24 protein-coding genes and 2 riboswitches are annotated in these 24,066 nt (G+C 61.6%); of the genes, 8 read left to right on the top strand and 16 right to left on the bottom strand.

Features of this window, described 5'->3' with window-relative positions; translation table 11 throughout:
* Positions 1-10 precede the first annotated feature (10 nt).
* The 4 genes from F0185_RS10235 to F0185_RS10250 all read right to left on the bottom strand — a co-directional run bounded on the left by F0185_RS10235 (position 11) and on the right by F0185_RS10250 (position 3,560).
* A complete protein-coding gene (locus F0185_RS10235; protein WP_167223976.1) occupies positions 11-574 on the bottom strand; it encodes an anthranilate synthase component II in 564 nt (187 codons plus the stop codon).
* Between the two features lies 1 nt (position 575).
* On the bottom strand, positions 576-2,072 hold the full coding sequence (gene trpE, locus F0185_RS10240) for an anthranilate synthase component I (RefSeq protein WP_167223978.1): 1,497 nt from the start codon (positions 2,070-2,072) through the stop codon (positions 576-578).
* 194 nt (positions 2,073-2,266) lie between these two features.
* Positions 2,267-2,980 carry a phosphoglycolate phosphatase gene (locus F0185_RS10245; protein WP_167223981.1) on the bottom strand — a complete coding sequence of 238 codons (714 nt, stop codon included), beginning with the start codon at positions 2,978-2,980 and terminating at the stop codon, positions 2,267-2,269.
* A 130-nt stretch (positions 2,981-3,110) separates the two neighbouring features.
* Entirely contained in the window at positions 3,111-3,560 is a 450-nt protein-coding gene (locus F0185_RS10250; protein WP_167223983.1) for a hypothetical protein, read from the bottom strand.
* A 318-nt stretch (positions 3,561-3,878) separates the two neighbouring features.
* Between F0185_RS10250 and F0185_RS10255 the strand changes: the two genes are divergently transcribed.
* Both F0185_RS10255 and F0185_RS10260 read left to right on the top strand, forming a co-directional pair.
* Positions 3,879-5,033 (top strand): carboxypeptidase-like regulatory domain-containing protein, encoded by a 1,155-nt coding sequence (locus F0185_RS10255; protein WP_167223985.1) that lies wholly within the window; start codon positions 3,879-3,881, stop codon positions 5,031-5,033.
* Positions 5,034-5,069: 36 nt separating this feature from the next.
* Positions 5,070-5,573: a hypothetical protein gene (locus F0185_RS10260; protein ID WP_167223987.1), complete on the top strand. Its 504-nt coding sequence runs from the start codon at positions 5,070-5,072 to the stop codon at positions 5,571-5,573.
* A 156-nt stretch (positions 5,574-5,729) separates the two neighbouring features.
* On the opposite strand, the gene F0185_RS10265 is transcribed toward F0185_RS10260, so the two are convergent.
* The 5 genes from F0185_RS10265 to rpe form a co-directional block, all read right to left on the bottom strand.
* Positions 5,730-6,005, bottom strand: a complete 276-nt coding sequence (locus F0185_RS10265) for a HigA family addiction module antitoxin (protein WP_167223989.1) — start codon at positions 6,003-6,005, stop codon at positions 5,730-5,732.
* Positions 6,006-6,021: 16 nt separating this feature from the next.
* Positions 6,022-6,300 carry a type II toxin-antitoxin system RelE/ParE family toxin gene (locus F0185_RS10270; protein ID WP_187362481.1) on the bottom strand — a complete coding sequence of 93 codons (279 nt, stop codon included), beginning with the start codon at positions 6,298-6,300 and terminating at the stop codon, positions 6,022-6,024.
* A 410-nt stretch (positions 6,301-6,710) separates the two neighbouring features.
* A complete protein-coding gene (locus F0185_RS10275; RefSeq protein ID WP_167223993.1) occupies positions 6,711-7,391 on the bottom strand; it encodes a hypothetical protein in 681 nt (226 codons plus the stop codon).
* Between the two features lie 22 nt (positions 7,392-7,413).
* The gene (locus F0185_RS10280; RefSeq protein WP_167223995.1) at positions 7,414-8,331 is read right to left on the bottom strand and encodes a hypothetical protein; all 918 of its coding nucleotides are present in this window, start codon (positions 8,329-8,331) and stop codon (positions 7,414-7,416) included.
* 10 nt (positions 8,332-8,341) lie between these two features.
* On the bottom strand, positions 8,342-9,013 hold the full coding sequence (gene rpe, locus F0185_RS10285; protein ID WP_167223997.1) for a ribulose-phosphate 3-epimerase: 672 nt from the start codon (positions 9,011-9,013) through the stop codon (positions 8,342-8,344).
* Positions 9,014-9,194: 181 nt separating this feature from the next.
* Here rpe and apaG point away from each other — a divergent pair, with 181 nt between their 5' ends.
* Positions 9,195-9,569, top strand: a complete 375-nt coding sequence (gene apaG, locus F0185_RS10290) for a Co2+/Mg2+ efflux facilitator ApaG/CorD (protein WP_166898164.1) — start codon at positions 9,195-9,197, stop codon at positions 9,567-9,569.
* A gap of 13 nt (positions 9,570-9,582) precedes the next feature.
* On the opposite strand, the gene F0185_RS10295 is transcribed toward apaG, so the two are convergent.
* Positions 9,583-9,855 carry a hypothetical protein gene (locus tag F0185_RS10295; RefSeq protein ID WP_167223474.1) on the bottom strand — a complete coding sequence of 91 codons (273 nt, stop codon included), beginning with the start codon at positions 9,853-9,855 and terminating at the stop codon, positions 9,583-9,585.
* On the opposite strand from F0185_RS10295, the gene mltA reads away from it, so the two are divergent.
* Both mltA and F0185_RS10305 read left to right on the top strand, forming a co-directional pair.
* Entirely contained in the window at positions 9,749-10,963 is a 1,215-nt protein-coding gene (mltA, locus tag F0185_RS10300) for a murein transglycosylase A (protein ID WP_167223999.1), read from the top strand. The two genes, F0185_RS10295 and mltA, sit on opposite strands and share 107 nt — an antisense overlap.
* 58 nt (positions 10,964-11,021) lie before the next feature.
* Entirely contained in the window at positions 11,022-11,798 is a 777-nt protein-coding gene (locus tag F0185_RS10305) for an enoyl-CoA hydratase (RefSeq protein WP_167224001.1), read from the top strand.
* Positions 11,799-11,807: 9 nt separating this feature from the next.
* Here the strand turns inward: F0185_RS10305 and F0185_RS10310 are convergent, their stop codons facing one another.
* The 6 genes from F0185_RS10310 to rtcR all read right to left on the bottom strand — a co-directional run bounded on the left by F0185_RS10310 (position 11,808) and on the right by rtcR (position 19,074).
* The gene (locus tag F0185_RS10310; RefSeq protein WP_167224003.1) at positions 11,808-13,217 is read right to left on the bottom strand and encodes a carotenoid oxygenase family protein; all 1,410 of its coding nucleotides are present in this window, start codon (positions 13,215-13,217) and stop codon (positions 11,808-11,810) included.
* Positions 13,218-13,233: 16 nt separating this feature from the next.
* On the bottom strand, positions 13,234-14,250 hold the full coding sequence (locus tag F0185_RS10315) for a MerR family transcriptional regulator (protein ID WP_167224005.1): 1,017 nt from the start codon (positions 14,248-14,250) through the stop codon (positions 13,234-13,236).
* 112 nt (positions 14,251-14,362) lie between these two features.
* A complete protein-coding gene (locus F0185_RS10320) occupies positions 14,363-14,956 on the bottom strand; it encodes a C39 family peptidase (protein WP_229476879.1) in 594 nt (197 codons plus the stop codon).
* A gap of 33 nt (positions 14,957-14,989) precedes the next feature.
* Positions 14,990-15,736: a hypothetical protein gene (locus F0185_RS10325; RefSeq protein ID WP_229476880.1), complete on the bottom strand. Its 747-nt coding sequence runs from the start codon at positions 15,734-15,736 to the stop codon at positions 14,990-14,992.
* A gap of 113 nt (positions 15,737-15,849) precedes the next feature.
* Positions 15,850-17,082: a D-amino acid dehydrogenase gene (locus tag F0185_RS10330; RefSeq protein ID WP_167224007.1), complete on the bottom strand. Its 1,233-nt coding sequence runs from the start codon at positions 17,080-17,082 to the stop codon at positions 15,850-15,852.
* 57 nt (positions 17,083-17,139) lie between these two features.
* A riboswitch (glycine riboswitch) is annotated at positions 17,140-17,249 on the bottom strand.
* Positions 17,250-17,354: riboswitch (glycine riboswitch) on the bottom strand.
* 109 nt (positions 17,355-17,463) lie between these two features.
* On the bottom strand, positions 17,464-19,074 hold the full coding sequence (gene rtcR, locus F0185_RS10335) for an RNA repair transcriptional activator RtcR (RefSeq protein WP_167224009.1): 1,611 nt from the start codon (positions 19,072-19,074) through the stop codon (positions 17,464-17,466).
* 284 nt (positions 19,075-19,358) lie between these two features.
* Here rtcR and F0185_RS10340 point away from each other — a divergent pair, with 284 nt between their 5' ends.
* From F0185_RS10340 to rtcA, 3 genes are all read left to right on the top strand, one after another.
* The gene (locus F0185_RS10340; RefSeq protein WP_229476882.1) at positions 19,359-20,822 is read left to right on the top strand and encodes a vWA domain-containing protein; all 1,464 of its coding nucleotides are present in this window, start codon (positions 19,359-19,361) and stop codon (positions 20,820-20,822) included.
* 530 nt (positions 20,823-21,352) lie between these two features.
* Positions 21,353-22,588 (top strand): RtcB family protein, encoded by a 1,236-nt coding sequence (locus tag F0185_RS10345; RefSeq protein WP_166898149.1) that lies wholly within the window; start codon positions 21,353-21,355, stop codon positions 22,586-22,588.
* Positions 22,589-22,630: 42 nt separating this feature from the next.
* Entirely contained in the window at positions 22,631-23,653 is a 1,023-nt protein-coding gene (gene rtcA, locus F0185_RS10350; RefSeq protein WP_167224013.1) for an RNA 3'-terminal phosphate cyclase, read from the top strand.
* The last annotated feature ends 413 nt before the right edge of the window (positions 23,654-24,066 follow it).

A 24,066-nucleotide genomic window follows, 5' to 3' on the forward strand; every position in this document is an offset into this window, starting at 1 on the left:
CGGGCAGGTGTTAGCGTTCGAGAAAATTCTTCAGCAGGGCATGGCCATGCTCGGACAGGATCGATTCTGGGTGAAACTGCACACCCTCGATATCGAATTCCCTGTGCCGCACGCCCATGATCTCGCCGTCGTCGGTCCATGCCGTCACTTCCAGGCAGGCCGGGAGCGACGCGCGCTCGATCGCCAGCGAGTGATAGCGGATGACCGTAAACGGACTCGGAAGATTCTTGAACACGCCCACGCCGGTGTGCGCGATCACTGAAGTTTTGCCATGCATGACCTGCTTGGCGCGAATGACCTTGCCGCCGAACGCGGCGCCGATGGCCTGGTGGCCGAGGCACACGCCGAGGATCGGCAGCTTGCCCTTGAACTGCTCCAGGATGGAGATCGAGATCCCGGCTTCGGCCGGGGTCTTGGGACCGGGCGAGATGCAGATGCGGTCCGGCCGCATCGCGCTGATCTCGTCGATCGTGATTTCGTCGTTGCGCACTGTGCGCACGTCCTCGCCCAACTCACCGAAATACTGCACCAGGTTGTAGGTGAACGAGTCGTAGTTATCGATCATCAGCAGCATCTCAGATCTCCCCATCCAGGCCGTCTTGCACTTGCTCGGCTGCGCGCAGGACCGCGCGCGCCTTGCTTTCGGTTTCCTGCCATTCCATCTCGGGGACCGAATCGGCCACAATGCCGGCTGCGGCCTGCACGTACAGCATGCCGTCCTTGATCACGCCGGTGCGGATTGCGATCGCCACATCCATCTCGCCGCCAAACGACAGGTAACCGCAGGCGCCGCCGTAGATGCCGCGCTTGGTCGGTTCGAGTTCGTCGATCACTTCCATGGCGCGCACTTTCGGCGCGCCGGTCAGGGTGCCGGCCGGGAAGGTCGCGCGCAGCACGTCCAGGTTGGACATGCCATCCTTGAGCGTGCCTTCGACGTTCGAGACGATGTGCTGCACATGCGAGTATTTTTCGACGACCATGCGTTCGGTGACCTTGACGCTGCCGATCTCGGAGATGCGCCCCAGGTCATTGCGCGCCAGGTCGATCAGCATGACGTGTTCGGCGATCTCTTTCGGGTCGGCCAGCAGCTCTTTCGACAGTTCGGCGTCGCGCTCCGGCGTGGCGCCGCGTGGACGGGTGCCGGCGATCGGGCGCAGGGTGACTTTTTTGGTACCGTCGGACGCGGTCTCGTTGCGCACCAAAATCTCGGGCGAGGCGCCGACGATCTGCATGTCGCCGAAGTTATAGAAGTACATGTACGGCGATGGATTCAAGGAACGCAGGGCGCGGTACAGGGTCAGTGGATTGTCCACGTACGGCTTGCGGATGCGCTGGCCGATCTGCACCTGCATCAGGTCTCCCGCCATCACGTATTCGTGGGCGCGCGCGACCGCCTTGAGGTAATCCTCTTTGCTGAAGTCGCGCACCGCTTCGGTACGCACCGAGCTCGATGTGACCGGCGCGTCGACGCCACGGCGCAGCATCATGCGCAGGTCTTTCAGGCGCTGGCGCGCTTTGGAATAGGCTTCCGGTTGCGCGGTGTCGGCGTACACGATCAGATACAGCTTGCCGGACAGGTTGTCGATGACCGCCAGTTCCTCGGTCACCATCAGCTCGATGTCGGGCAGGCCCAGGTCGTCCTTCGGCTGCGTGTCGGCCAGCTTGCGCTCGATGTGGCGCACGGTGTCGTAGCCGAAGTAGCCGGCCAGGCCGCCGCAAAAGCGCGGCAGGCCCGGACGCAGCGCCACTTTGAAGCGCGCCTGGTACTGTTCGATGAAGTCGAGCGGATTGCCGTCGTGGGTTTCGATCACGACGCCGTTTTTGACGATTTCGGTGCGCGCGCCGAAAGTGCGCAGCACCGTCGTGGCGGGCAGGCCGATGAAGGAATAGCGGCCAAAACGCTCGCCGCCGACCACCGATTCGAGCAGGAAGGTGTTCTTTCCGGCGTTTTGGGTCTGGGCCAGCTTGAGGTACAGCGTGAGGGGCGTTTCGAGATCGGCGAAGGCTTCCGAGATCAATGGAATGCGGTTGAAGCCTTCGTTGGCCAACGATTTGAATTCGAGTTCGGTCATGCTTTTCTCCATGCCGCCATGGCGTGTGCGCGGGCGGTGGGTTTCAAAAAACCTGCCGGCGCAAAAAGGCGGCCGACAGCAATCAATACGGGGTCACTTAGCCCAGGATTGCCAGCGTCGCCAAAGCCAGGCCTCAATCGAGCCGGTTTGGGTGACATTGTGTTTTTTGATGAAAAACATATGTGGTGGAGGTTTTAGTTTGCGTTGTTGTTGTGCGAACGAATCCGCGTTGCAGCATCTACAAGTGAGATAACTATACCATCGGAATCGGTTTCGTGTATAGCCCGCCCGTGGTTGTAACCATACGGTACCGTCAGCACAAAGCAGCCGGCCGCGCGCGCCGCCTCGGCGTCGTTGGACGAGTCGCCGATGGCCACCACTTGCGAGGGCGCCAGCTTGAAGTCGGCGCAGACCTGCAGCAGCGGCATCGGGTCGGGTTTTTTGCGTGGCAGCGAGTCGCCGCCGTAGACCACCTCGAAATACGGCGCCAGGCCCTTTTGCGCCAGCAGCGGGGTGGCGAAGGCGATCGGTTTGTTGGTCACGCAGGCCAGGCGCAGGCCGTCGGCTTTCATCGCTTCCAGGCCGTCGATCACGCCGTCGTACAGCGCGCTATGGTCGCCGTTAATCGCCAGGTAGTGGCTCTGGTAGGAGGCCATGGCGTCGTCGAAGCGCTGTTCCACGCCGGCGGCGTCGTTGTCGAGCGCGAGGACGCTGCGGATCAGGTTTTCGGAGCCTTTGCCGATCATCAGCGCGATTTGCTGCTGCGTGATCGGCGCGTAGCCGAATTGTCCGCGCATGGCGTTGATGGCGACGTGGAAGTCGGGCAGGGTGTCGAGCATGGTGCCATCGAGGTCGATGATGACGGCGCGTATGGGGCTGTGCCCGGACTTGAGAGAGTTGGTCAACATGGGATAGGGTCGGTTAGGGGCGTCGATCGGATGGCGCAGCGCAGACGCACGGGCGCATTCGTCGATCCGCGATCGGGCAGCTGGCCGCGTCGCCATGCGGCATGGCTGCCATCACAAGGCGACGGGACGTTTATTGAGCCGCCGGGGTTTCGGGTGCAGCTCGTTGACCGGATTGGTCGGGGGCCTTGTTTGTCCGGACGATTGTCGCGAGCGTCGATCCGCCAGCCTGTTCGCAATTGGGGGCGGCACCGGTCCACTTGATCGACTGGCCGCGCACCACGGGACGTACCAGGCGCCATGGGAAGAAGCCAAAGCGCTGCGAGCCGGCATAGTTAATAATGGCGTCGCCACCTTCCGCTCTGGCGCGTTGGGACAATTCCCCAAGGAGCTCCGCAACGCCGCCATACGTCCCTTTAGCCACTTTGACTTTCCTTAGCACCGTGTAGGTGAACTCGGCTGGCGGGACGCCAGCGAAAAAGCAGAAATTGTTCGGATCGGACTGTGGCGCCGCCTCTTCCGCCGCAGAGGCGGTATTGAGGAAGGCAAGCGAAAGGAGGCAGCAAAGCGAAATTTTGTTCATGTTGAGGTGTGGCTTTCGTTAAATTTTAGTGCAAATTGGCAATATTTCGGTGCAGGGAGCGAGTATGAGCTGAAATTGGCAATTCATCAATACGGCGTGTATCGTTCTGCGCCACGTTGCGCATCTGGTTGACGTGGAATGGGCGCAATGAGCTTGGGGGGATGTTCGCGGATCTGGCATCGTGGCGCCTCCAGTGACCGGTTTGATACAACCGGCGGGAACCTCGCGCCACGCAGTGGTGCCAGACCTCGACAAGCGTAGCGATGGGCGCAGATATTCATTTCTTATCTCTGCGTCCCATTTTCACGATGCAGCTGGTTGACGCTGTCCGAGTTCAGGCTCGTGGTGGCAGGCGCAGGCCACGTGGAACGGGGTTTGTCGCTGGAGTGCCGCCCGACCATCGACATGGTCGCCAACATCGAAGAGCGTGGGTACTTTTGCCGCATAATTTTCTGGTTCGACTTCAGGGGCCTCGAAAAACCTGGTGCGCGGCGTCTGCCTTTGCATCCGCGCCGCCGGGGATGCTTGCCAAGGTATTTGCCACAACCCTTTCAGAAAGCACCATTGATACCTCCAATTGCGGCGAGCCGCGTCCGGTTCATGTCGCGTCGTGTCGTCGCCGTGCTTCGCATCGGCCTGTTGTTGATATTGCTCGCGCTCGTCGTGTGGGGCTGGTCCCTGCCCAGGGAAGTGCAGTTCGGTTCGGGAGTGACTGCCCGTCGCGCCTTTACTGTTGAGGAGGCGCGCACGACAGGAGCCATCCAGGGCAAGGTCGTCGATCTGGAAACTGGCTTGCCGCTTCAGGGTGTGCTGGTCTCTGTCGACCACGACAGCCCCACGTCCGACTACGTTTCTGACCGGACGGGAGCGTCGGGCGAGTTTGGATTGGCGCTGCTGGTGCCGGGTGTTGTGACGGTCGACATCGGTCGGACCGATCTGCTGGCGCAACGGCGAGATGTTGCCGTCGAGGCCGGCAAGACCACGCGGCTGAACGTCAAGCTAGCCAAAGCGCCACCGCCGTGCTGCCAACTGGCAGGCAAGTGGAGGGTAGAGTTGACGATTGATCCGGGCACGCCCTCGAATGTATCCGCAAGCAATATCAGCGGGACGGTTCGGTTCAGGTCGGGCTTGTGGGCGCGTGTGACGGCGCCATCCGATCCGGATAAGGCCCTGTACCAGGAGTACGGCAGCTTTCATATCGATTGGCGGCCCTTCCTGGGTTATTGGGCAACAGAGGTGGCCAAAGATGTATACGCTCCGGACAATGGCTGGATGGCGGCGTATATGTTCAATGACGCGGCTGGCACCGTCCTGAGCGGGGACCGCGTTGACATGCTCTTCCAGGGAGGACTTTCCCATGACCGGATCTCGCTGAGCGGCAATATCGACAAGGACGGTATCCTGCGCGGCCGCTGGTGCAATATGGGTTTTACCTGTTCCAGCACAGGCGATTTCGTGATGACGAGAATGTAAGCATCCCCGCACGCTAACAGATTGATAAGGACCAGGATGGGCGCAGATATTCATTTGGTGGTGGAGGCATCGGATACCGAACAATTCGTCGCTCCACAGGCGATCGCATTTTTTGAGTGGCCGAGGCGTTCGTCCCTGTTCAATGCGATGAACAACCGGCATGGGCGCGATGATCTCGTTGCCGCACGTGGTTTTCCCGAGCCCGCATCGGCAATGGCGAATTTTCACTATGGGCTAAATGTCATCGACGATGACGATATGGACGGTGCGCTGGCAATGCCATCGATTGCGCGATCGGAGGCGGACGAGGCGTTGCGGACAGGAGAAAGTCATCCGATCGCCTACCGGTGGGACTTTATCTCGGCACCCCACTACTCGCGTTGCAGCTGGCTCACGCTGGCCGAATTCCGGCGTGCGGTCGCAGCCACCGATGACGGCGAGCTGCATATGACGCTCGAGTGCCGCTTGACGATCGACCTGATGGCGAACATCGAAGCGCGCGGGTACTTCTGCCGCATGGTTTTCTGGTTCGACCTGTAAGTCCGGCGGCGCTCATGGGGGCAGGTAGATTCGATCAGGGCGATTCTGGCGGATTTCATTTCACGCGATTATGCCTCGATACTCGATCTGGCCAGATGTCATCGTCAAGCCGGATCGGATCGGATCGGACGGTGCAGGGCGTCGGGAGTTATTTGGCTAAGCCGTGATGCGTTCAATTCCAGGTCGTTTGATTTTTCCAGCCTGGTACAGATCATATTGGAGCTGCATGCCTGCCCAGAATTCAGGGCTTGTGCCAAAGGCCGTACCCAGACGATACGCCATGTCTGGCGACACTCCTGCAGTGCAGGAAACCACACGCTGAAGCGTAACCCGACTTACGCCAAGGCGACAGGCGGCTTCCGTTACCGTCATGCCCCCCAGATATTCCCGAAGTACTTCCCCTGGATGAGGCGGATTATGCATGCGAGTCATGTAATTCCTCGTCAATTCAGTGATAGTCTCGGTAGTCAACGAGGATCGCATCATTCCCATCGAATGCGAAAGTCATCCGCCAATTGCCGTTGACCGTGACTGCCCAGTGCCCGTTTAAATTTCCCTTCAATGGATGAAGATCCCATGAGGGGGCCGATAAATCTTCCGGACGAATAGCCTGGTCAAGGGCGCCTAATTGGAGACGCAATCTCGCCGCGTGCGCTGCTTGAATTCCGGCTTTGCTACCCGTCTCGAAAAACCGTTGCAGTCCCTTGTGTCTGAACGTTTTTATCATAGTGTTGATTGTATCTAGTATCGCTACGCGATACAATTGATTTGCTTCAACAGGCGCTGCGCTCGCTTGCGCTATCACTGCAAAAGTGCAGGTCCAGGTTTGGTTTTTCTGTTGGCATGTGTATCTGTCCAGAAAATGTTCTCCGTAAGTCTTGTTACTCCGGTGCGAACGTCCTTACCCTCACGCCAGAACCTACCACATGGGAGCGGTTTGCGTTCGCTCTGTGCACGAGGCTTGTCTTGACTTGTCGGATTCTGCGCTGATGCGATTGAGACTACATCGTTACTGAATGTCGTTGATCTAAACCGGCAGTTGTTCATGATATGGATCAATTCTTTGGCCGGCTTGGACGTCTTCATACTGATGTTCGCAGCACGATTTCCTGGTTTGACCTGTGAGCTGGCCGATGTTTATGCGGTCAGGTATGCAGGGCAAGTGTCGGCAAGCCGGTGCGCTTTTTGAATCACCTGGCGGATGGTTTTCTGCTCACGCCGATCGAGCCGGTGCCGGCCCACATGGTGGCCGCTGCCGCCCGGGTCCATGTGGCCATTGAAAAGTCCGAATAGCTCGCCATCGACATCGTCGACAATCAGTTCCATGAACGATTGGTCGGCGTTGCCCGTGACGAAGATGAGCCCATCGATCGCTGCGGCGCTGCACCAGTGCACCTCGTCCCAGACCAGCACGGTGCCGCGCTGCGTGCCCACCTTGACCAGGCTCCAGCTCTTTGCGTCCTCATGAAGTCCATGAAGCATGGGCAGAAGCGGTTCGCAGGAGACAATGTCGACATGGTGCCGGTACACGTTTGCAAAACCACTGCGCTGTTCGAGGCTGGGGGAGACGTCGACCACCTTTGCAACCACCAGATAGCTTTCTGCGATCTCGGAAGGCTGGTCGACCCATCCGTTCAATTCCGTGTACGGAGGCTGCCAGAGAAGCGTTTCAACGGCCCCGGCGCACGACGCGGTATCGGGCGCGAATCCGACGGCCGCACGCTGTCCGACCCGAGGCAGGATTGCCGCCATGCTGGTAGTGGCGCCCTGATCGAGGGCGGGATCGCGGATCCAGTAATCGGGGCGGTGAATTTCCATTGGGTGAAGTGACAGCGTGGCGTTAGTTCGATTGCATGCGGTATGTTTTCATGAAGTCGATCAGTATCACTGCCGCCTTGGCCGCGTCCACGTACGTCATGCAAAATTGGCTCCTGAAGGTGCTCACCAGCGCGATTCTTTTCCCGTTTTGAGCAAGAGAGAACATGCCAGGAGACTGGACCACACGGCCCAGCACCACAGGATATCCCCACTCTGAAAACTGCGCGCGCTCGATGGAAGTGATCATGGACGGATCGACTCCGTGCTTCACCAGCACGTCGACTGCGTTGCTTCGTACTCGCCAATACACGGCATGGCTTCGCTGTAGCAGCAAATTGACTGGGAATAGCTGCGCCAGTGCTCGCTGAATCGCTTCGAGGCCGGATAAGTCGACGATCAAGTCAACGTGATCGGGCAGGGCGCGCACGCGCGTTTCAATCTCGTTCGCATCAACCCGATGCGCCGAAGGTGCAAGGCGAAGGCGCAAGGGGACTTCGTTGTACAGCGTTACCGGCGGCTGCAATTCGAAATATCCGCGGATGCTTTCAAGCTGTTCCTCGGCGACGCCGCTGCAGCCCTCCGGGGGGAAGCACTTGAATACAGCTCTGATCATGGCGTGCGGCAGGCTTGCCCGATCGGGGCTCCACAGCGAAAAGTGTTGCGGCTGCGCGCCGGACGACGCAAACGTACCGCCAAAGCTGATGCCGTCGCAGCCCTCCTCGGTCCACCGGTCATCCCATCCTGCCAGCATGGCCGAGCAACTGGCATGGATGGCCGCCATGTCGCCCGCGTCCACCGGCAGCGTGAAAACCAGGCCTGGCAGAAATCCCGTGGGATCGGCTTCGAACGTCGCCACGCCCGTCACATCGCCCTCGACCCGAATCGCGCCGCCGCGGTGAAACGACGGCGCAAATCCGAGGCGAAGTTCGAAGTACGGCATGGTGTGGGTTTTACTTGCCGACCTTGGCCAGCTCCACGCGCATGGCGTCGATCACCGCCTTGTAGTCCGGCTGGCCGAAAATCGCCGAGCCGGCCACGAACGTGTCCGCACCGGCGGCGGCGGCGGCGGCGATATTGTCGATCTTGATGCCGCCGTCGACTTCCAGCAAAATGTCGCGGCCCGAATCGTCGATCATGCGGCGCGCCAGCGCGATTTTTTTCAGCGCTTCCGGAATGAAGGATTGACCGCCAAAGCCCGGATTGACCGACATGATCAGGATCATGTCGATCTTGTCCATCACATGGTCGAGGAAGTGCAGCGGCGTGCCCGGATTGAAGACCAGGCCGGCCTTGCAGCCGTTATCGCGAATCAGCTGGAGCGAGCGGTCGATATGCTCGGACGCTTCCGGGTGAAAGGTGATGATGTTCGCGCCAGCCTTGGCAAAGTCCGGAATCAGGCGGTCGACCGGCTTGACCATCAGGTGCACGTCGATCGGCACCTGCACGTGCGGGCGGATCGCCTGGCACACCAGCGGGCCGATGGTCAGGTTGGGAACATAATGGTTGTCCATGACGTCGAAGTGGATGACATCGGCGCCCGAGGCGACGACATTGCGGACTTCTTCGCCAAGGCGGGCGAAATCGGCGGACAAAATGCTGGGAGCGATGCGGAAAGTGGTCATGGCGGCGGCTGGCAAAAAGCTTGCGGTTAATGAAGATGCGCTATTTTACGCTCTCCCGTGGCGCGCCCTTGCGGCCGGCCCCATTTTGCGGCGCAAGGTATGATGCTTCGCCGGGCCGTGTCAGGCCGGCGCCTGAAAATTCACTCGGGCAACTTTTACAGTCTTAATCAAGGAAATCCAGATGGCCGCTTACGAATTTACTGTCACTGTCAGGACCCAGTACCTGCCGGAGCAGTCCGATCCGAGCCGAAGCAATTACGTGTTCACTTATGCGATTACGATAAAAAACACCGGCACCGTCGGCGCGCAGCTGATCTCGCGGCATTGGGTCATCACCGACGCCAACAACCACATCGACGAAGTGCGCGGCCTGGGCGTGGTCGGGCATCAGCCGCTGTTGCAGCCGGGCGAACAGTTCGAGTACACCAGCGGCACCCAGATGGCGACCCCGCAAGGCTCGATGACCGGCGAATACTTCTGCGTGGCCGAAGACGGCCATCAGTTCGAGACCAAGATTCCCGAATTCGTGCTGTCGCTGCCGCGCACCCTGCACTGATCTCAGCGGCTGATCAGCGTTTAGTATCGTCGGGGAGTTCCTGTTTTTTCTCCGGCGCGTTCAGCTGCTGGTCGTCATTGGTCGGCTTCGGTCCCGAATACATCGTCCACCACACGATAAACACCAGCAGGAAAAACGCCACGCCTGCTTCAAGCATTAACACCCACATATCGACTCCCATGTCTTCAACACGCAGCAGTTTACTCGTTTCGGCCGGCGCCGTCGCGCTGGTCCTCGCGGCATGCACCACGCCCGAGCCCAAACAGGCGCCGCCTGTCGTCGTCATGCTGCCGCCGGTGATGCGGGTGGAGCCGCCGCCAGAGCCGCCTTTGCCACCGCCAGCGAGGGCCGAACCGGCGCCGTTGATGACGCCATCGACCTTTGCCGCACTGCCGGGCTGGGAGCGCGACGACCTGCGCCAGGCCTGGCCGGCCTTCATGACCTCGTGCGGGGTATTGGCGCGCAAGCCCGAATGGAAAACCGCGTGCGGCGCCGCGCGCACGGTCGATGCAAACAATGGCGCGGCGCTGCGCAGCTATTTTGAAACCTGGTTCGTGCCGAACCAGGTGCGCGCGCCTGACGGCGCCGACACGGGCCTCATCACCGGCTACTACGAACCCTTGCTGCGCGGCGCCCGCAAACGCGGCGGCGCCTTCCAGACACCGCTGTACCGGGTGCCCGACGACCTGCTGACCATCGACCTGGCCGGCGTGTACCCGGAGCTGAAAAACAAGCGCGTGCGCGGACGGCTGGTGGGCAAGAAGGTGGTCCCGTACGGCAGCCGCGCCGAGATCGAGCGCGCCGACATCCCCGGCAAGGAACTGCTGTGGGTCGACGACCCGGTTGAAGCATTCTTTTTGGAGGTGCAGGGTTCCGGGCGGGTCAAGCTGGCCGACAGCGGCGAGACGGTGCGCGTGGCCTACGCCGACCAGAACGGCCATCCGTACAAGGCCATCGGACGCTGGCTGATCGAGCAGGGCGAGCTGACGCCGGAGCAGGCTACCGCGCAGGGCATCAAGGCCTGGATTGCGGCCCATCCCGAGCGGCGCCAGGAACTGTTCAACGCCAATCCGAGCTTCATTTTCTTTCGCGAAGAGCGCCTGCCCGATCCCTCGGTCGGGCCCAAGGGCGCACTGGGCGTGGCGTTGACGCCGGCGCGTTCGGTCGCGATCGACCCCACCTTCTTGCCGCTCGGCGCGCCGATCTGGCTGGCCACCACCGAATCGGGCAGCGAGGCGCCGATGCGGCGCCTGGTGATGGGGCAGGACACGGGCGGCGCCATTCGCGGCGCGGTGCGGGCCGACTTCTTCTTCGGCTTCGGCATTGATGCGATGGAAAACGCCGGCCGCATGAAGCAGCGCGGCCAGCTCTGGGTGCTGCTGCCCAAACCCTGATTGACGCGCAGATTGGCTACAATCGCACATTACCCCACGCTTTTTTATAGAGGATCCCATGAACTATGCAGACCTGCTGATCGAGACCCACGGCAAAGTGGCCGTGATTCGCCTGAACCGTCCCAAAGCGCTGAACGCCCTGAACGACAACATGATGGATGAACTGGGCGACGCGCTCTACAAGTTCGACGCTGACAGCAATATCGGCTGCATCATCCTGACCGGCAGCGAAAAAGCCTTTGCGGCCGGCGCCGACATCGCGGCGATGGTCGACTACGACTATGGCGACACCTACGGCGGCAACTACATTGGCCGCAACTGGGAACATATCCTCAACGTGCGCAAACCCGTCATCGGCGTGGTGCAGGGCTTCTGCCTCGGCGGCGGCTGCGAACTGGCCATGATGTGCGACTTCCTGATCGCGGCCGACACCGCCAAATTCGGCCAGCCCGAAATCAAGGTCGGCGTAACCCCGGGCGCCGGCGGTACGCAGCGCCTGCCGCGCGCCATCGGCAAGGCCAAGGCGATGGACATGCTGCTCACCGCGCGCATGATCGACGCGGCCGAAGCCGAGCGCACCGGCCTGGTGTCGCGCGTGGTCCCGGTGGACAAGGTCATGGAAGAAGCGCTGGCCGCGGCCACCACCATCGCCTCGATGTCGGTATCGGTGGCGATGGCGATCAAAGATAGCGTCAACCGCGCGTTCGAGACCACCCTGACCGAAGGCGTGCGCTACGAGCGCCGCTACTTCCACGCGGCGTTCGGCACGCCCGCCCAGAAAGAAGGCATGCAGGCGTTTTTGGCCAAGCGTCCGCCCAACTTCGACGGCTTGTAAGTTTGTAAGTCAGTCGCTGGCGCGCCAGCAGCCGTGAAAGCCGAACGGTATGCGGTGCGGCAGGCACGCCGTTGCGACGGGGCCGGCCGCGAGGTCCGTCGCGTCGATCACGAGCAGGTCGCTGCGGCCTTCTTTTGCGCGCCACGCCACCGCCAGCAGCCAGCCATCGCCCTCGGGCGACTGCGCCGAGCGCGCCACGAAGACCGGTTCGGAGACAACGTCGCCGGCCGGCAGTGCATAGAGCTGGCGCGTGCCGGAGGCAAAGTCGAAGCATGCCAGCGCGTCGTACAGCACACTGTCCGAACCGCTCCTGATGCGCGGCACGCTGTGGCAGCAGTAAAAACCCACGCGGTTGCGGCGCCCGCTGAAGCGCTCGTCGATGCGCGGGAATTCCGCCGCCAGGTCGTCGAGGATGGTGCGCTCGAAACTGTCGCCATCGCTCTCCATATCGAACGTCCAGCGGCACAGGCGCGCCGCCATGCCGGCCGCCTCGCCCGCGCTGCCGTCGGCATTGGGCATGCCTGGTGCGGTGCGTGACTCCATCACATACGCCACGATGCGCCCGCCATCGTCCCAGGCGTTCATCGCATGGAACACGTGGCAGGCGTCGCTGGCGAACCAGCGCAGCTTGTCCATCGCCTGACCACGCACGCCGATGCCGACGTGGCTGCGCTTTTCCGCTTCCCATGCGAACAAGGGTAGCCCTTTCATGGCGCGTTCCACGCTGATGGTCAGCGGGGTAACCGGAAACAGCACATGGCGTTCGGTCAGCATGAAGTCGTGCATCATGCTCGCGTAGGGGGCGCGGAAGACGCCTGAGGTGGTGACCCGGCAGTGCGCATCGAGCACGCCGTACTGCATGTTGGGCTCCCCCGGACTGTCGGGCAGGTAGGAGAAAAAGTGCAGCTCGCCGGTGGCCGGATCGGCCTTGGGATGCGCGGTGAAACGCCTGTTCACGGCGCCGTCGAAATCCTGGTGCCCCTTCGACGCCAGCGTGTGCGGGTCCATTTCGAATGGCTGGTGCGATTCTTCCAGCGCAAACAGGCGCCCGCCGTGCCAGGCCATATTGGTATTGGCGGTGCCGCTGTTTTGGCCGTGGACTGACGGGGCGCTGGTGGCCGGGTTGCCGAAGGTGCCGAACAGCGCATGGCCGGCGTCATTTTCGAGCTGCCATTTCGGCGTGCGCGCCCAGCGGTTGGCATAGGCCACCTTGCCGTCGCCGATGAAGAAGGCGTGCACCATGCCGTCGCCCGAGAACCAGTGATAGTGGTCGTCGCGCGGCGCGAACCGGGGGTTCGGTCCGACGCGGTACAGCGCGCCGCGCAGTTGCGGCGGCAGCGTGCCGGCTACCTGCAGTGCGTCGATGTCGCATTCGCTATCGAGGGGAGCGTAGTTCCCCGTGAAGAAATGGCCTGGCATGGTGATTCCTGGTGGTTTAAAGACTGTGCATGGCTTCGCGTACGTACGCGATCAGCGGCGCGTCGATGCCGGAGCCGGTGCGCAAGCCGGGCTCCATCTCGAAAGCGTGGCGCAGCTTGGCCTGGAGCGCGGGATGGCCCGGCGCCTTGGCCAGCGACAGGGCCCGCCACTGGCGCGCCAGTGCTTGCACCTCGACGCTGGCGGCTGGCGTGCCTTCGGCCAGGTGATTGCGCAAGGCGCAGATGAGGATGGGCCAGGTGTCGGTTTGCTTGACGTAGTGCTGGCGCAGCAGGGCCATGTCGGCCGGGCTGCAGTAGTTGGCGTAGATGGCCAGGCGCCGGTGCGCCATGGCGTGCGAGATGAACTGCATCGCCGCGCGGTCAACCCCGCTGAGAGTGTGCAGGGTGGGCTCGTTCCAGTTCATGGCGTAGAGCTTCATCAGCATGCCTTCGTCGCCGCCCACGCTCTCCAGCAGGGTGGCAAGCCAGCGTTGCGCGAATGCGCCGGCTTCAGGGCTGTCGGGCGCCAGGCCCCGGGCCATCAGCTCGTGCAGCGTGGCGGTCAGCTGTGCGTTGGCGCCGCCGCTGCCGCTGTGCTGGCGCCGCGTCTTGAGCGTATGCAGTTCGGCGTCGGTGAAGTAGCGTGCGCTGGCGGCCATGCGTTCGAGGGCGGCCAGCCAGTTGTCCATCGACGGCTCGTGGCGCTCGTCGAGCTGCGCCTGCAAGTCGCGCAATTGGCCGTGCAGGGCGCTCGCTTGCGCGATCTGGCGTTCGAGCGACGCGATCTGCTGCGCCACCACCTGCGGCAGGCTGGCGCCGCCGTCGGCCAGCATCGCCTGGATTTGCGTGAGCGGCAGGTCGAGGCGGCGCAGCGCCTGGATGCGATACAGGCGGGCCACGTCCGCGCTGTCGTACAGGCGGTAGCCGCTGTCCGAGCGGACCGACGGCGTGAGCAGGGCGATATCGTCGTAATGGCGCAAGGCGCGCACGCTCAAGCCGCTGCGCTTGGCCAGTTGTCCTATTTTCAGTAGCATGCCGGTTTCTCCATTTGCAAGATGGTAAACCGTCACGTAGCGAGAGGGTCAAGCGCAAGCGCAGCAACAGCCTGCAAAACCGGGAAAAACCCGGTTTTGCAATTCAGGCCATTCAGGTCGGTCCGTTGATGCTCATGCGCTGCGTGTGCGTCCAGCGATGGTCCGACGCCGACACCGCGGAGTTATAGGTGCGGTAGGTCTGGCCCTCGCCCGGCCAAGGATCCATGATGTACACGTTGTTCACGCCATTGGCCGTCTCGTACCCGCGTCCCACCATGATGTGCCCACCGCCGTTGCTCCAGCCGTAGCGCATCACGAATGGACGATTGGCGTTGATGTCCGATACCACGCTGCTCCACGACGAGGCCACGCTGTATGCGCCGTTCGCCACGCCCCACGCCTTGAGGATGTTCTGCACGCTGCCGTTGGAGCCGTACATATTGTTCGGCTGGTTGGCCGGGCTGTTCCAGTTGAAGTAGGTATTCCCGCAGGCGTAGTTCAAGCCGAACGCCCAGTTCACGATCTGGCACTGGCTCGGTGTCTTCTTGTAATAGTTCAGCACCGCCTTGCTCGACGCCGACCAGCACCACTGGCTGTGTTCCTGGGTCGTCAGCGGCACGCTCAGCGTGCGCCATTGCGCCATGGCTGCCGGCAGCGCCAGCAAAAGTGAGACACCGACGACGATCTTTTTCATATTTGTGTTCATGTTATCTCCTGATTCGTTCTGAGGATGGTCGGCTTACTTCGAAGCGTCCAGGTTCTGCTTGACCGCGCTGCGCAGCGGCTGCAGCAGCTCCGCTTCGTCCATCAGGGCGTCGCCGGCCTTGCCGTCCTTGACGGCGCGCTGTTGCATCAGCAGAGATTCGCGCGCCGAATGCAACGGCGCATAGCGGGTGCGGCCGTCTTCGCGGGCGACCACTTCCAGCACGTCGGAGCGCGCCTGGTAGATGCGCACGAAACGCACATTGCTTCGCTCGGCGTCGGCGTAGTAGCCCATCGACGCATCCACATCCTTGGCCAGCACGGCGGCGCCGTAGGCGACCGTTTCGTAGTTTCCGTTATTGAGTTCCACCGTCGCCATGCCGATCGGACGCTGGTTCAACAGGATGACGAAGCGCCACTGACCGGTCGCCTTGGCCATCTGTTTCATGCTGCCGCGGCCCGCCAGCAGCTCGTTCGGATCGATCGTGTAGACCGGGAAGCCGTAGCCGATCTTGGCATCCTTCAGGTCCTGCATGTCGCTGATGTCGAGCGGGAAGTCGACCGGCGCGCCGCTGGCGCCGCGCACCTGCACCTGGTGCGTCACGAACTGGGCGAAGTCGCGCTGGGCCGCAGCCTGGGCCGCCGCTGCCGCGCGCTTGGGCACCGCCTTGAAGGTGCTGGTCCCATCGGACTGGGCCTGTGCCGGCGCACCGGCCAGGGCCAGGCTGGCGCCGCACAGCAGGGCGGCGAGCATGGGACGGCATGAGAGCATTTTTGTTTGCATTATTGACTTCTCCTCACATAGATTGATACGGGAACCCCGCCTGTCCAGGCGGGGTGGGTGCTGCGACTGCATTGGCATGCACGCATGCCGGACATCGTTGTCAACGCACATGGTCAGTGCGTTGGAAAATCGAGAGAGCGTTGCATCAAGTCGCCGATCATGTCGGCGGTGACGGCGGACAGGGTCCAGCCCAGATGCCCGTGGCCGGTGTTATAGAAGACGCAGGGCGACTTGCCGCGACCGACGCGCGGCAGCATGGTCGGCATCATCGGGCGCAGGCCGGCCCACGGAATCACGCTGCGCGTGTTCACGCCGGGGAAGCATTCGTGCACCCAGTCGATCAGCGGGCGAATCCGGTCGTCGCGGATGTCGCGGTTGAAACCATTGAATTCGGCCGTGCCGGCCACGCGGAAGCGATCGATCCCCAGGCGGCTGGTCACCAGCTTGGTGGCGTCGTCGAGCAGGCTGACGGTGGGCGCTGCCGCCTGGCTGGCGGCGTCGTTCAGGTTGACCGTGATCGAGTAACCTTTGACCGGATAGATGTTGACCCGGTCGCCCAGGCTGGCGGCCAGCGCGCGGCTGGCGGTGCCGGCGCAGATGACGATGCCGTCGTAGGTCTCGGTCTGGGTGCGCTCGCCGTCGCCCACGGTCACCTGGGCGTGGCGGCCGTCGGTGCGCACTGCGCCGATCCGCACGCCGTAGCGGCAGTCCACGCCATTACGGCGTGCGGCGGCGGCCAGGCCCGTGGTGAATTTGTGGATGTCGCCGGTGGCGTCGCTGTCGGTGAAAAAGCCGCCGTAATAGTCGCCCGCCAGGGTCGGCTCGATGCCGCGCATTTCGCCGGGAGTCACCGCCCGCCGCGCCAGGCCGCCGGCGGCCAGCATCCTGCTGACTGTGGCGGCGTGCTCGAAGCCGGCCTTGTCGCGGTAGATGTGCAGGATGCCTTTGCGCTTGACGTCGAAGTCGATGCCCTCGGCTTCGGCCCACGCGAACAGGTGCTCGCGCGCGGCAATCGCCAGGCGCGCCGTCTCCACGGTGTTCCTGCGGTAGTGGGGAATGGCGGCGGCGAATTCGGCGAACCACGACAGCTTGTGCCAGCTCGGTTTTGGGTTGACCAGCAGCGGCGCGTCGCGCCGGAACATCCACTTCAAGCCCTTGAGCATGGTGGAGCGGTGGTTCCAGACTTCGGCGTTGGAGGCCGACAGCTGGCCGCCGTTGGCGAACGAGGTTTCCATCGCCGCGTAGCGGTGTTGTTCGAGCAGGGTGGTGGCAAAGCCACGTTTGGCGAGGGCGTAAGCGGTCGTGACGCCGGTGATCCCGCCGCCTATTACTGCAATGGTTTTCATGTGTTTTCCAGGTCCGAAAAACGTCAGATAGGAGAGTCCGCGCGCCGCAGCGCGTCGGATACCCCCTCTGTGCTGGACCTGAGAGATTCGCCGGCAACGCGCGATGCGTGGCCGGTTTGCTCCTTCGGTGCACCGGATGACGACTCCCGGTGGCTCTTCAGAGTTCAAATGCGTTATCGGTCCTGGGGCCTGAGAGATTCCGGGGCGGTTGCTCCTTCGGCGCCGTCGATCCATAACACGTTGCGATCGACAGACTCTCCCGATAACGCTTAGCGTTGCGCTAAGTATGCCGTGGGCATATGTATGCAGAATACCGCAGGAATTATCGCCAATACAACCTATTTAACTGATAGCTGTTGTTTCCAAGACAATACCGACAAATTACCGACTGCCGCTGACCCGGTCCCAGTCCAGGTCGAACCGCGCCAGGAATTTTTTCAGGCGGTCGGCGTCGTTGGGCTTGCTCTTGGCGCTGCGCGAGACGGCGAACAGCTTGCGCCCGGCGTCGGACAGGGTGCTCGACGCGCGGCACACCTGCACCACGGCGGCCAGTTGCAGGGCGTCGAACAGGTCGAGGGCGGCGGCGGCTTCCTCGCCCATCAGCCCGGCGAGGTCGACCTCGGCCGCAACCGGCGCGCGCGTGTAGTGGTGCCAGAGTTTTTGCAGCCGGGCCACTTCGGCGCTGACGACGCCCTCCGAAATGCCGCCCGCCTCGGCCAGGGTCGCCATGCGCGTAACCGACGCCGACAGGTCGCGGAAGTTGCCGGCCCAGACTGCCTCGGGCGACATCGCAAAGCGCATGTAGCGCTCGCGCGCCTCCTTGTTGAAACGCACCATCTGCCCGTATTCCTGGCTGAACTGGTTGAGCAGGTAGACCAGGTTGGGTTCGATGTCTTCGGGCCGGTCCACCAGGCCGGGCAGGGCGTAGGTCCATAAATTGATGCGCGCGTACAAGTCTTCGCGAAAGCGCCCGGCCACCACCTCGCTTGCCAGGTCGCGGTTGGTGCCGGCGATGAGCTGGAAGTCGCTCTGCACTTCACTGTCGCTGCCGACCGGATGAAAGCGCTTTTCTTCGATGGCCTTGAGCAGCATGGCCTGTTCGTCCGGACCGAGTTCGCCGATTTCGTCGAGGAACAGCAAGCCTTTGTGGGCGCTGCGCAGCAAGCCGGGGCGGTCGGCGGCGGCGCCCGTGAAGGAACCCTTGACGTGGCCAAACAGGGTCGAGGCGGCGCCGTCGCCATGCAGGGTGGCGCAGTTGAGCTCGACGAACTTGCCGTCGATCTGGTGGCGCGTTTTCTTCAGTTCGTAGACCCGGCGCGCGAGGAAGGATTTGCCGGCGCCGGTCGGCCCCATCAGCAACATCGGCGCGCGCGACTTGATGGCCACGCGCTCGATCTCGTCGATCATGGTGTTGAAGCTGGCGTTGCGGGTGGCAATGCCGGACTTGAGGAAAGCCACGCCTTCGGCTTGCTCGCGCGAAAAGCGCTGGGCGATCTGGTCGTAGCGCGACAGGTCGAGGTCGATCAGCGCGTAGCTGCCCGGTTCGGTGGTGGACTGGCGTCGCGGCGGCGAGCTTTGCAGCAGGCGGCCGGGGAAGAAACGCGCTTCCGTCATCAGGAACATGCAGATCTGCACGACGTGGGTGCCGGTGGTGATGTGGATCCAGTAATCCTCGTTGTCCGGATCGAAGGGGTAGCGCTTGGCGAAGTCGAACAGGGCGCTGTAGACCTCGCCGAAATCCCAGGCGTCGCTGATCGGTATGTTGTGCGGGACCACGGTCGTTTCGGGCGAGACGGCGGCGATGTCGGCCGTGACGGCGTCGACCACCGGGCCGAATTTGCCGCTGTAGAGCATGTCGAAGCGGTGCACGGCGTATTCCTCGTGCTGGGTGATGGCGATGCTTGGGCGCCACTTTTCCCAACGGGCCGGGCCCTTGCCGCTGTCGAGCTGGGTGCCGACGAATCCGATGACCACAATGCGTTTCTGTTTCATATCTGTATAAAGTTTTATCTTGTTGGATAATTTATCACGTGCTTGCCAGCTTGTCCATTTCTTGCCGGTTTGGCTTGGCGAATTGGTAATCTTTTTTAAATCAAGGACTTAAGGGGAATTGATGCGGATGTGGTGCGAGCTGGCACGCCCTTTGCAATAGAGGAGATACAAACAAGAAAAATGAGGAAGTTAAAATGGCAAACGCACAGTTGTTCCAGACCTTGAAGGGAATCTTTGTCCCTCGCGCCGATGGTCTTAATGCGGCAGGCGCTCCGGCTTACAGCATGACGCCACGGCACCAGCTGGCGCAGTATGCCGCCACCGGTTGCCTGAATTCGACCTATTACGTCAATGCGCAATCGCAGTTGGCGACGGTGCTGGAGCTGTGCGAAAAAGTCGACGCCAGATTTATCGCGCAGACGGCGATTTACTGCCGCGAACGCGGTTATATGAAGGATATGCCGGCGCTGTTGACCGCTGTACTGGCCGCCAATGGCGCGCCGGAACTGACCCCGGTGTTCCGCCGCGTGGTCAATAACGGCAAGATGCTGCGCAATGTGGTGCAGATTATCCGCTCCGGCGCGGCGGGTCGTAAATCGCTGGGCACCCGGCCGAAAAAGCTGGTGCAGCAATGGTTGAACCGCGCATCGGAAAAAGAGCTGCTGGCGGCCTCGATCGGCGCCATGCCGTCGCTGGGCGATGTGGTGAAGATGGTGCACCCGAAGCCGTCGCAAGCCTGGCGTGACGCGTTTTTCGCCTGGTTGATCGGCAAGCCGTTTAATGCGGATGCGCTGCCGGATGCGCTGAAGGCCTTCGAAGCGTACAAGGCCGACCAGTCGCAGCCGGTGCCGGACGTGCCGTTCCAGATGCTGACGTCATTGTCATTGTCGGCGCAGGCATGGGCGCAGATTGCACGCCAGGGCGGTTGGCACATGGTGCGCATGAATTTGAATACCTTCGGCCGCAATGGTGTGTACGCGCTGCCGGGCATGGTCGAAGTCATCGCCGACAAGCTGCGCGATCCGGTGGCGATTGCCAAGGCGGGCGTGTTTCCGTACCAGCTGATGTCGGCGTATATGGCGGCTTCAGACGATGTGCCACGGGCCATCAGCGACGCTTTGCAGGATGCGCTGGAACTGTCGCTGTCGAATGTGCCGCAGGTGGAGGGCAAGGTCGTGATTTGCCCGGATGTATCCGGATCGATGCAGTCGCCGGTGTCGGGTTATCGGGGCGGCGGCACCTCGAAGGTACGTTGTATCGATGTGGCCGGGCTGATCGCCGCAGCGATGCTGCGCAAGAATCCGGATGCACTGGTGCTGCCGTTCGAGAATTATGTGCGGGTTTGCGCATTGAATGCCCGCGATACGGTCATGACCAATGCGCAGAAGCTGGCGGCGATTGGCGGCGGTGGTACCAATTGCAGCGCACCGCTGGCGCACATGAACAAGCAGAAGGTGATGGCCGACCTAGTGGTGTACGTGTCCGACAATGAATCGTGGATCGACCAGCGTGCGGGCGCCACCGCCACGATGACCGAATGGGCGCTGTTCAAGCAGCGCAATCCGGCGGCGCGGCTGGTGTGTATCGACTGCACGCCGAACAGTACCAGCCAGGCGGCGGAACGCGCCGATGTGTTGAATGTCGGTGGTTTTTCGGACGATGTGTTCAAAATCATCGCCGCCTTTGCGGCCGGCCAGCTGGGCGCGGCGCATTGGGTGGGCGAGATCGAAGCGATCGCGCTTGAGTAAGTTTTTTTGATGTACCGGTTTTGAGTGCAGTGCGAATGCCGATGCGAATACATTTTGCAAATGTCCAAGTTCGTAGCGAAATTTTGTCGCACTGTGCTCAATCGTTTTACCCCGAATGCAGGTTAAGACTACATCCACGGCTGCAAGGGCTTCGCGTCCTACAGCTGACATGTCTTGCCGCTCCTTGTCGGGAATTTGTTGTACAGGTTTTGAGCGCGGTGCGAATGCTTGGTGCGAATACATCTCCAAATCTATTTCGCATCGGATTTTTCTTGTCGCACCGTGCTCAATCGTTTTACCCCGAATGCGGGCGGGACTACATGGGGGTTGCTGTTGGCCTGAAGCCGGCAACTGTTTGTCCCGCCGACTCCTTGTCGGGAATTGATTTTTGGCGAATGCAGTCCGGATTACATTGCGTTCCCGGTTCGAGTCCGGGCGGTTGCGCAAGCGGCCGTAGCTCAACTGGTAGAGCAAATTATCCGGGCGATGTTGTCGCCCCCTTGCATCACCTTATATAGAGTGAGAAAAATATGAAAAACGAAAACTACGATGTCCTGAATGTGGACGATGGCCGCCACGTCAAAATGTGGACCAAAGGCGTGCCGGTGGAAGACGTGGCCAAGAAGCAGCTGGCCAACACCGCCAAAATGCCGTTCATTTACAAGCATATCGCGGTCATGCCCGACGTTCACCTGGGTAAAGGCTCGACCATCGGCAGCGTGATTCCGACCCTCGGCGCGGTGATCCCGGCGGCTGTTGGCGTGGATATCGGCTGCGGCATGATGGCCGCCAAGACCACCCTGACCGCGAACGACTTGCCGGATAACCTGTCGGCGCTGCGTAGCGCCATCGAGCGCGCGATCCCGCACGGTATGTCGCCGAAGACGCGCGGCTACCGCGGCCGCGATGAAGGTTCGTGGAATACGCCGCCAGCGGCGGTGGATGTGGCCTGGGGCCAGTTAAAGGATGAATTCGACGCCATCTGCCTGAAAACGCCGAAGCTGAAAACCACGAATAACTACCGTCACCTGGGAACCCTGGGAAGCGGTAACCATTTTGTGGAAGTCTGCCTGGACGAGGTAGGTTTCGTGTGGTTCATGCTGCATTCGGGTTCGCGCGGCGTAGGTAACGCCATCGGCACCCACTTCATCGAGCTGGCCAAGAAGGATATGCGCACGCACTTCATCAACCTGCCCGACCAGGACCTGGCGTACCTGGCCGAAGGAACGCAGCACTATAACGATTACATCGAGGCGGTCAGCTGGGCGCAGAAGTTCGCCCGCACCAATCGCGACGTGATGATGCATAACCTGATCGCGGCGGTGCGTACCGTGATCACCAAGCCGTTCGAGACGCACGTGGAAGCGGTCAATTGTCACCATAATTATGTGCAGAAGGAGCATCACTTCGGTAAAGATGTGCTGATTACCCGTAAGGGCGCCGTGTCGGCCCGTCCGGGCGAACTGGGTATCATCCCGGGATCGATGGGGGCGAAGAGCTTTATCGTCCGTGGTAAAGGCAATCCGGACAGCTTTAACAGCTGCAGCCACGGCGCCGGCCGTACCATGAGCCGTACCGAAGCGAAGCGTCGGTTCACCGTTGACGACCAGGTCAAGGCGACCGAGGGCGTGGAATGCCGCAAGGATGAAAACGTGATCGACGAGATTCCGATGGCGTACAAGGATATCGACGCCGTCATGCACGCCCAGCGCGACCTGGTGGATGTGGTCCATATCCTCAAGCAGGTGGTGTGCGTCAAGGGTTGATGCCGCCGCTGGTTACACTATATATAAGAAGAAAAGTTGAAGATGATTGAATTAGATGGCGCCGTCGGCGAAGGCGGCGGACAAATCCTGCGCAGTGCGCTGACCTTGTCCATGATTACCGGCCAGGCGTTTTGCATCAAGAATATCCGGGCCGGTCGCAAGAAGCCCGGGCTGCTGCGCCAGCATCTGGTGGCGGTCCAGGCCGCCACCGGGATCAGCGGGGCTACCGTCACCGGCGCGCAATTGGGTTCGCAGACGCTGCTGTTTGCGCCCAAGGCCATCAAGGGTGGCGATTACCAGTTCGCGATCGGTTCGGCGGGCAGTTGCACGCTGGTGCTGCAAACGGTGATGCTGGCCCTGTTGCATGCGGACGGCCCGTCGACGGTGCGCATCAGCGGCGGCACGCATAATCCCATGGCGCCGCCGGCGCAGTTCCTGCAACGCGCATATTTACCGTTGCTGCGCAAGATGGGGGCGGACATCAACATTGAATTGCTGCGTTCCGGGTTTTATCCGGCGGGCGGCGGCTGCATTGTGGCCACTATCGCGCCATGCCCGCAATTGCAGCAGCTGACGTTGATGGAGCGCGGCGAGCGTACTGGCGGCTATGCCGAGGGCATGGTGGCGGGATTGCTGGCGTCGATCGCGCTGCGCGAGCTCGAATGCGTCGGCCTGGGAATGGGCTGGTCGGGCGACCAGTTGCGCATGCGTGGCTTGCCAGCCGATCAGGGGCCGGGCAATGCCTTGCTGATCACCTTGGAATACGAACACGCGAGCGAGGTGTTTTGCGCGTTCGGCGAGAAAATGGTGCGGGCCGAAACCGTCGCCAAGGATGTGATGCACGAGGCGCGCCGCTATATAGCATCGCAGGCGGCGGTGGGCGAGCACCTGGCCGATCAGTTGATGCTGCCGATGGCGCTGGCCGGCGGCGGTAGTTTTACGGCCGATGTGATCTCCCAGCATGCCATCACCAATGCGGAAGTCATCGGGCGTTTTCTGCCGGTGTCGATCACCCTGGAAGAAGGTGAGCAGCGCAGCACCTGTACCGTTCGTGCCACGGCGTAAAAAGAGCCCTTGTCAGTTCGGGGCAGGCTTTGCTATAGTTCGCCTCCCCGCAGAAAGGGTTAACGAAATCAAGTAGTTAGCAGCCTGTCAGGGCCGTCTCCAAGGAGGCGCGGTAGTAAAAAGAGGTTGACGAGAAACGCGAAACGCTGCATAATCTCACCTCTCTGCTGCAACGAACACAACGCTTCGTAGCAAACGGCAGAAGGTAGTACAGAATAAGTTCTTTAACAATTAACAGTCGATAAGTGTGGGCGTTTGATGAAGGTGCCAACGAAGCGCAAGCGACGTTGAATACTTAAATTATCAAATGTTCACAAAAAAGAAACACGGCGCATCGAAAGATGAGCTTGTCAGTATTTTGAGTGAGCGATCTGTCCGCAAGGACATTAAACAGAGATTGAACTGAAGAGTTT

It is taken from the genome of Massilia rubra, assembly GCF_011682065.1.
In the GTDB taxonomy this organism is placed as follows: domain Bacteria; phylum Pseudomonadota; class Gammaproteobacteria; order Burkholderiales; family Burkholderiaceae_D; genus Telluria_A; species Telluria_A rubra.

What these genes read in the sequence shown, in the direction of transcription:
- rpe (WP_167223997.1), bottom strand. Translation starts at nt 9,013, where the DNA reads ATGACCACTTTCCGCATCGCTCCCAGCATTTTGTCCGCCGATTTCGCC.
- F0185_RS10270 (WP_187362481.1), bottom strand. Translation starts at nt 6,300, where the DNA reads ATGATAAAAACGTTCAGACACAAGGGACTGCAACGGTTTTTCGAGACG.
- F0185_RS10320 (WP_229476879.1), bottom strand. Translation starts at nt 14,956, where the DNA reads ATGAACACAAATATGAAAAAGATCGTCGTCGGTGTCTCACTTTTGCTG.
- F0185_RS10325 (WP_229476880.1), bottom strand. Translation starts at nt 15,736, where the DNA reads ATGCAAACAAAAATGCTCTCATGCCGTCCCATGCTCGCCGCCCTGCTG.
- F0185_RS10330 (WP_167224007.1), bottom strand. Translation starts at nt 17,082, where the DNA reads ATGAAAACCATTGCAGTAATAGGCGGCGGGATCACCGGCGTCACGACC.
- F0185_RS10305 (WP_167224001.1), top strand. Translation starts at nt 11,022, where the DNA reads ATGAACTATGCAGACCTGCTGATCGAGACCCACGGCAAAGTGGCCGTG.
- rtcA (WP_167224013.1), top strand. Translation starts at nt 22,631, where the DNA reads ATGATTGAATTAGATGGCGCCGTCGGCGAAGGCGGCGGACAAATCCTG.
- rtcR (WP_167224009.1), bottom strand. Translation starts at nt 19,074, where the DNA reads ATGAAACAGAAACGCATTGTGGTCATCGGATTCGTCGGCACCCAGCTC.
- F0185_RS10345 (WP_166898149.1), top strand. Translation starts at nt 21,353, where the DNA reads ATGAAAAACGAAAACTACGATGTCCTGAATGTGGACGATGGCCGCCAC.
- F0185_RS10265 (WP_167223989.1), bottom strand. Translation starts at nt 6,005, where the DNA reads ATGACTCGCATGCATAATCCGCCTCATCCAGGGGAAGTACTTCGGGAA.
- trpE (WP_167223978.1), bottom strand. Translation starts at nt 2,072, where the DNA reads ATGACCGAACTCGAATTCAAATCGTTGGCCAACGAAGGCTTCAACCGC.
- apaG (WP_166898164.1), top strand. Translation starts at nt 9,195, where the DNA reads ATGGCCGCTTACGAATTTACTGTCACTGTCAGGACCCAGTACCTGCCG.
- F0185_RS10315 (WP_167224005.1), bottom strand. Translation starts at nt 14,250, where the DNA reads ATGCTACTGAAAATAGGACAACTGGCCAAGCGCAGCGGCTTGAGCGTG.
- F0185_RS10250 (WP_167223983.1), bottom strand. Translation starts at nt 3,560, where the DNA reads ATGAACAAAATTTCGCTTTGCTGCCTCCTTTCGCTTGCCTTCCTCAAT.
- F0185_RS10235 (WP_167223976.1), bottom strand. Translation starts at nt 574, where the DNA reads ATGCTGCTGATGATCGATAACTACGACTCGTTCACCTACAACCTGGTG.
- F0185_RS10295 (WP_167223474.1), bottom strand. Translation starts at nt 9,855, where the DNA reads ATGACGACGACAGGCGGCGCCTGTTTGGGCTCGGGCGTGGTGCATGCC.
- F0185_RS10340 (WP_229476882.1), top strand. Translation starts at nt 19,359, where the DNA reads ATGACGCCACGGCACCAGCTGGCGCAGTATGCCGCCACCGGTTGCCTG.
- F0185_RS10260 (WP_167223987.1), top strand. Translation starts at nt 5,070, where the DNA reads ATGGGCGCAGATATTCATTTGGTGGTGGAGGCATCGGATACCGAACAA.
- mltA (WP_167223999.1), top strand. Translation starts at nt 9,749, where the DNA reads ATGTCTTCAACACGCAGCAGTTTACTCGTTTCGGCCGGCGCCGTCGCG.
- F0185_RS10280 (WP_167223995.1), bottom strand. Translation starts at nt 8,331, where the DNA reads ATGCCGTACTTCGAACTTCGCCTCGGATTTGCGCCGTCGTTTCACCGC.
- F0185_RS10245 (WP_167223981.1), bottom strand. Translation starts at nt 2,980, where the DNA reads ATGTTGACCAACTCTCTCAAGTCCGGGCACAGCCCCATACGCGCCGTC.
- F0185_RS10275 (WP_167223993.1), bottom strand. Translation starts at nt 7,391, where the DNA reads ATGGAAATTCACCGCCCCGATTACTGGATCCGCGATCCCGCCCTCGAT.
- F0185_RS10310 (WP_167224003.1), bottom strand. Translation starts at nt 13,217, where the DNA reads ATGCCAGGCCATTTCTTCACGGGGAACTACGCTCCCCTCGATAGCGAA.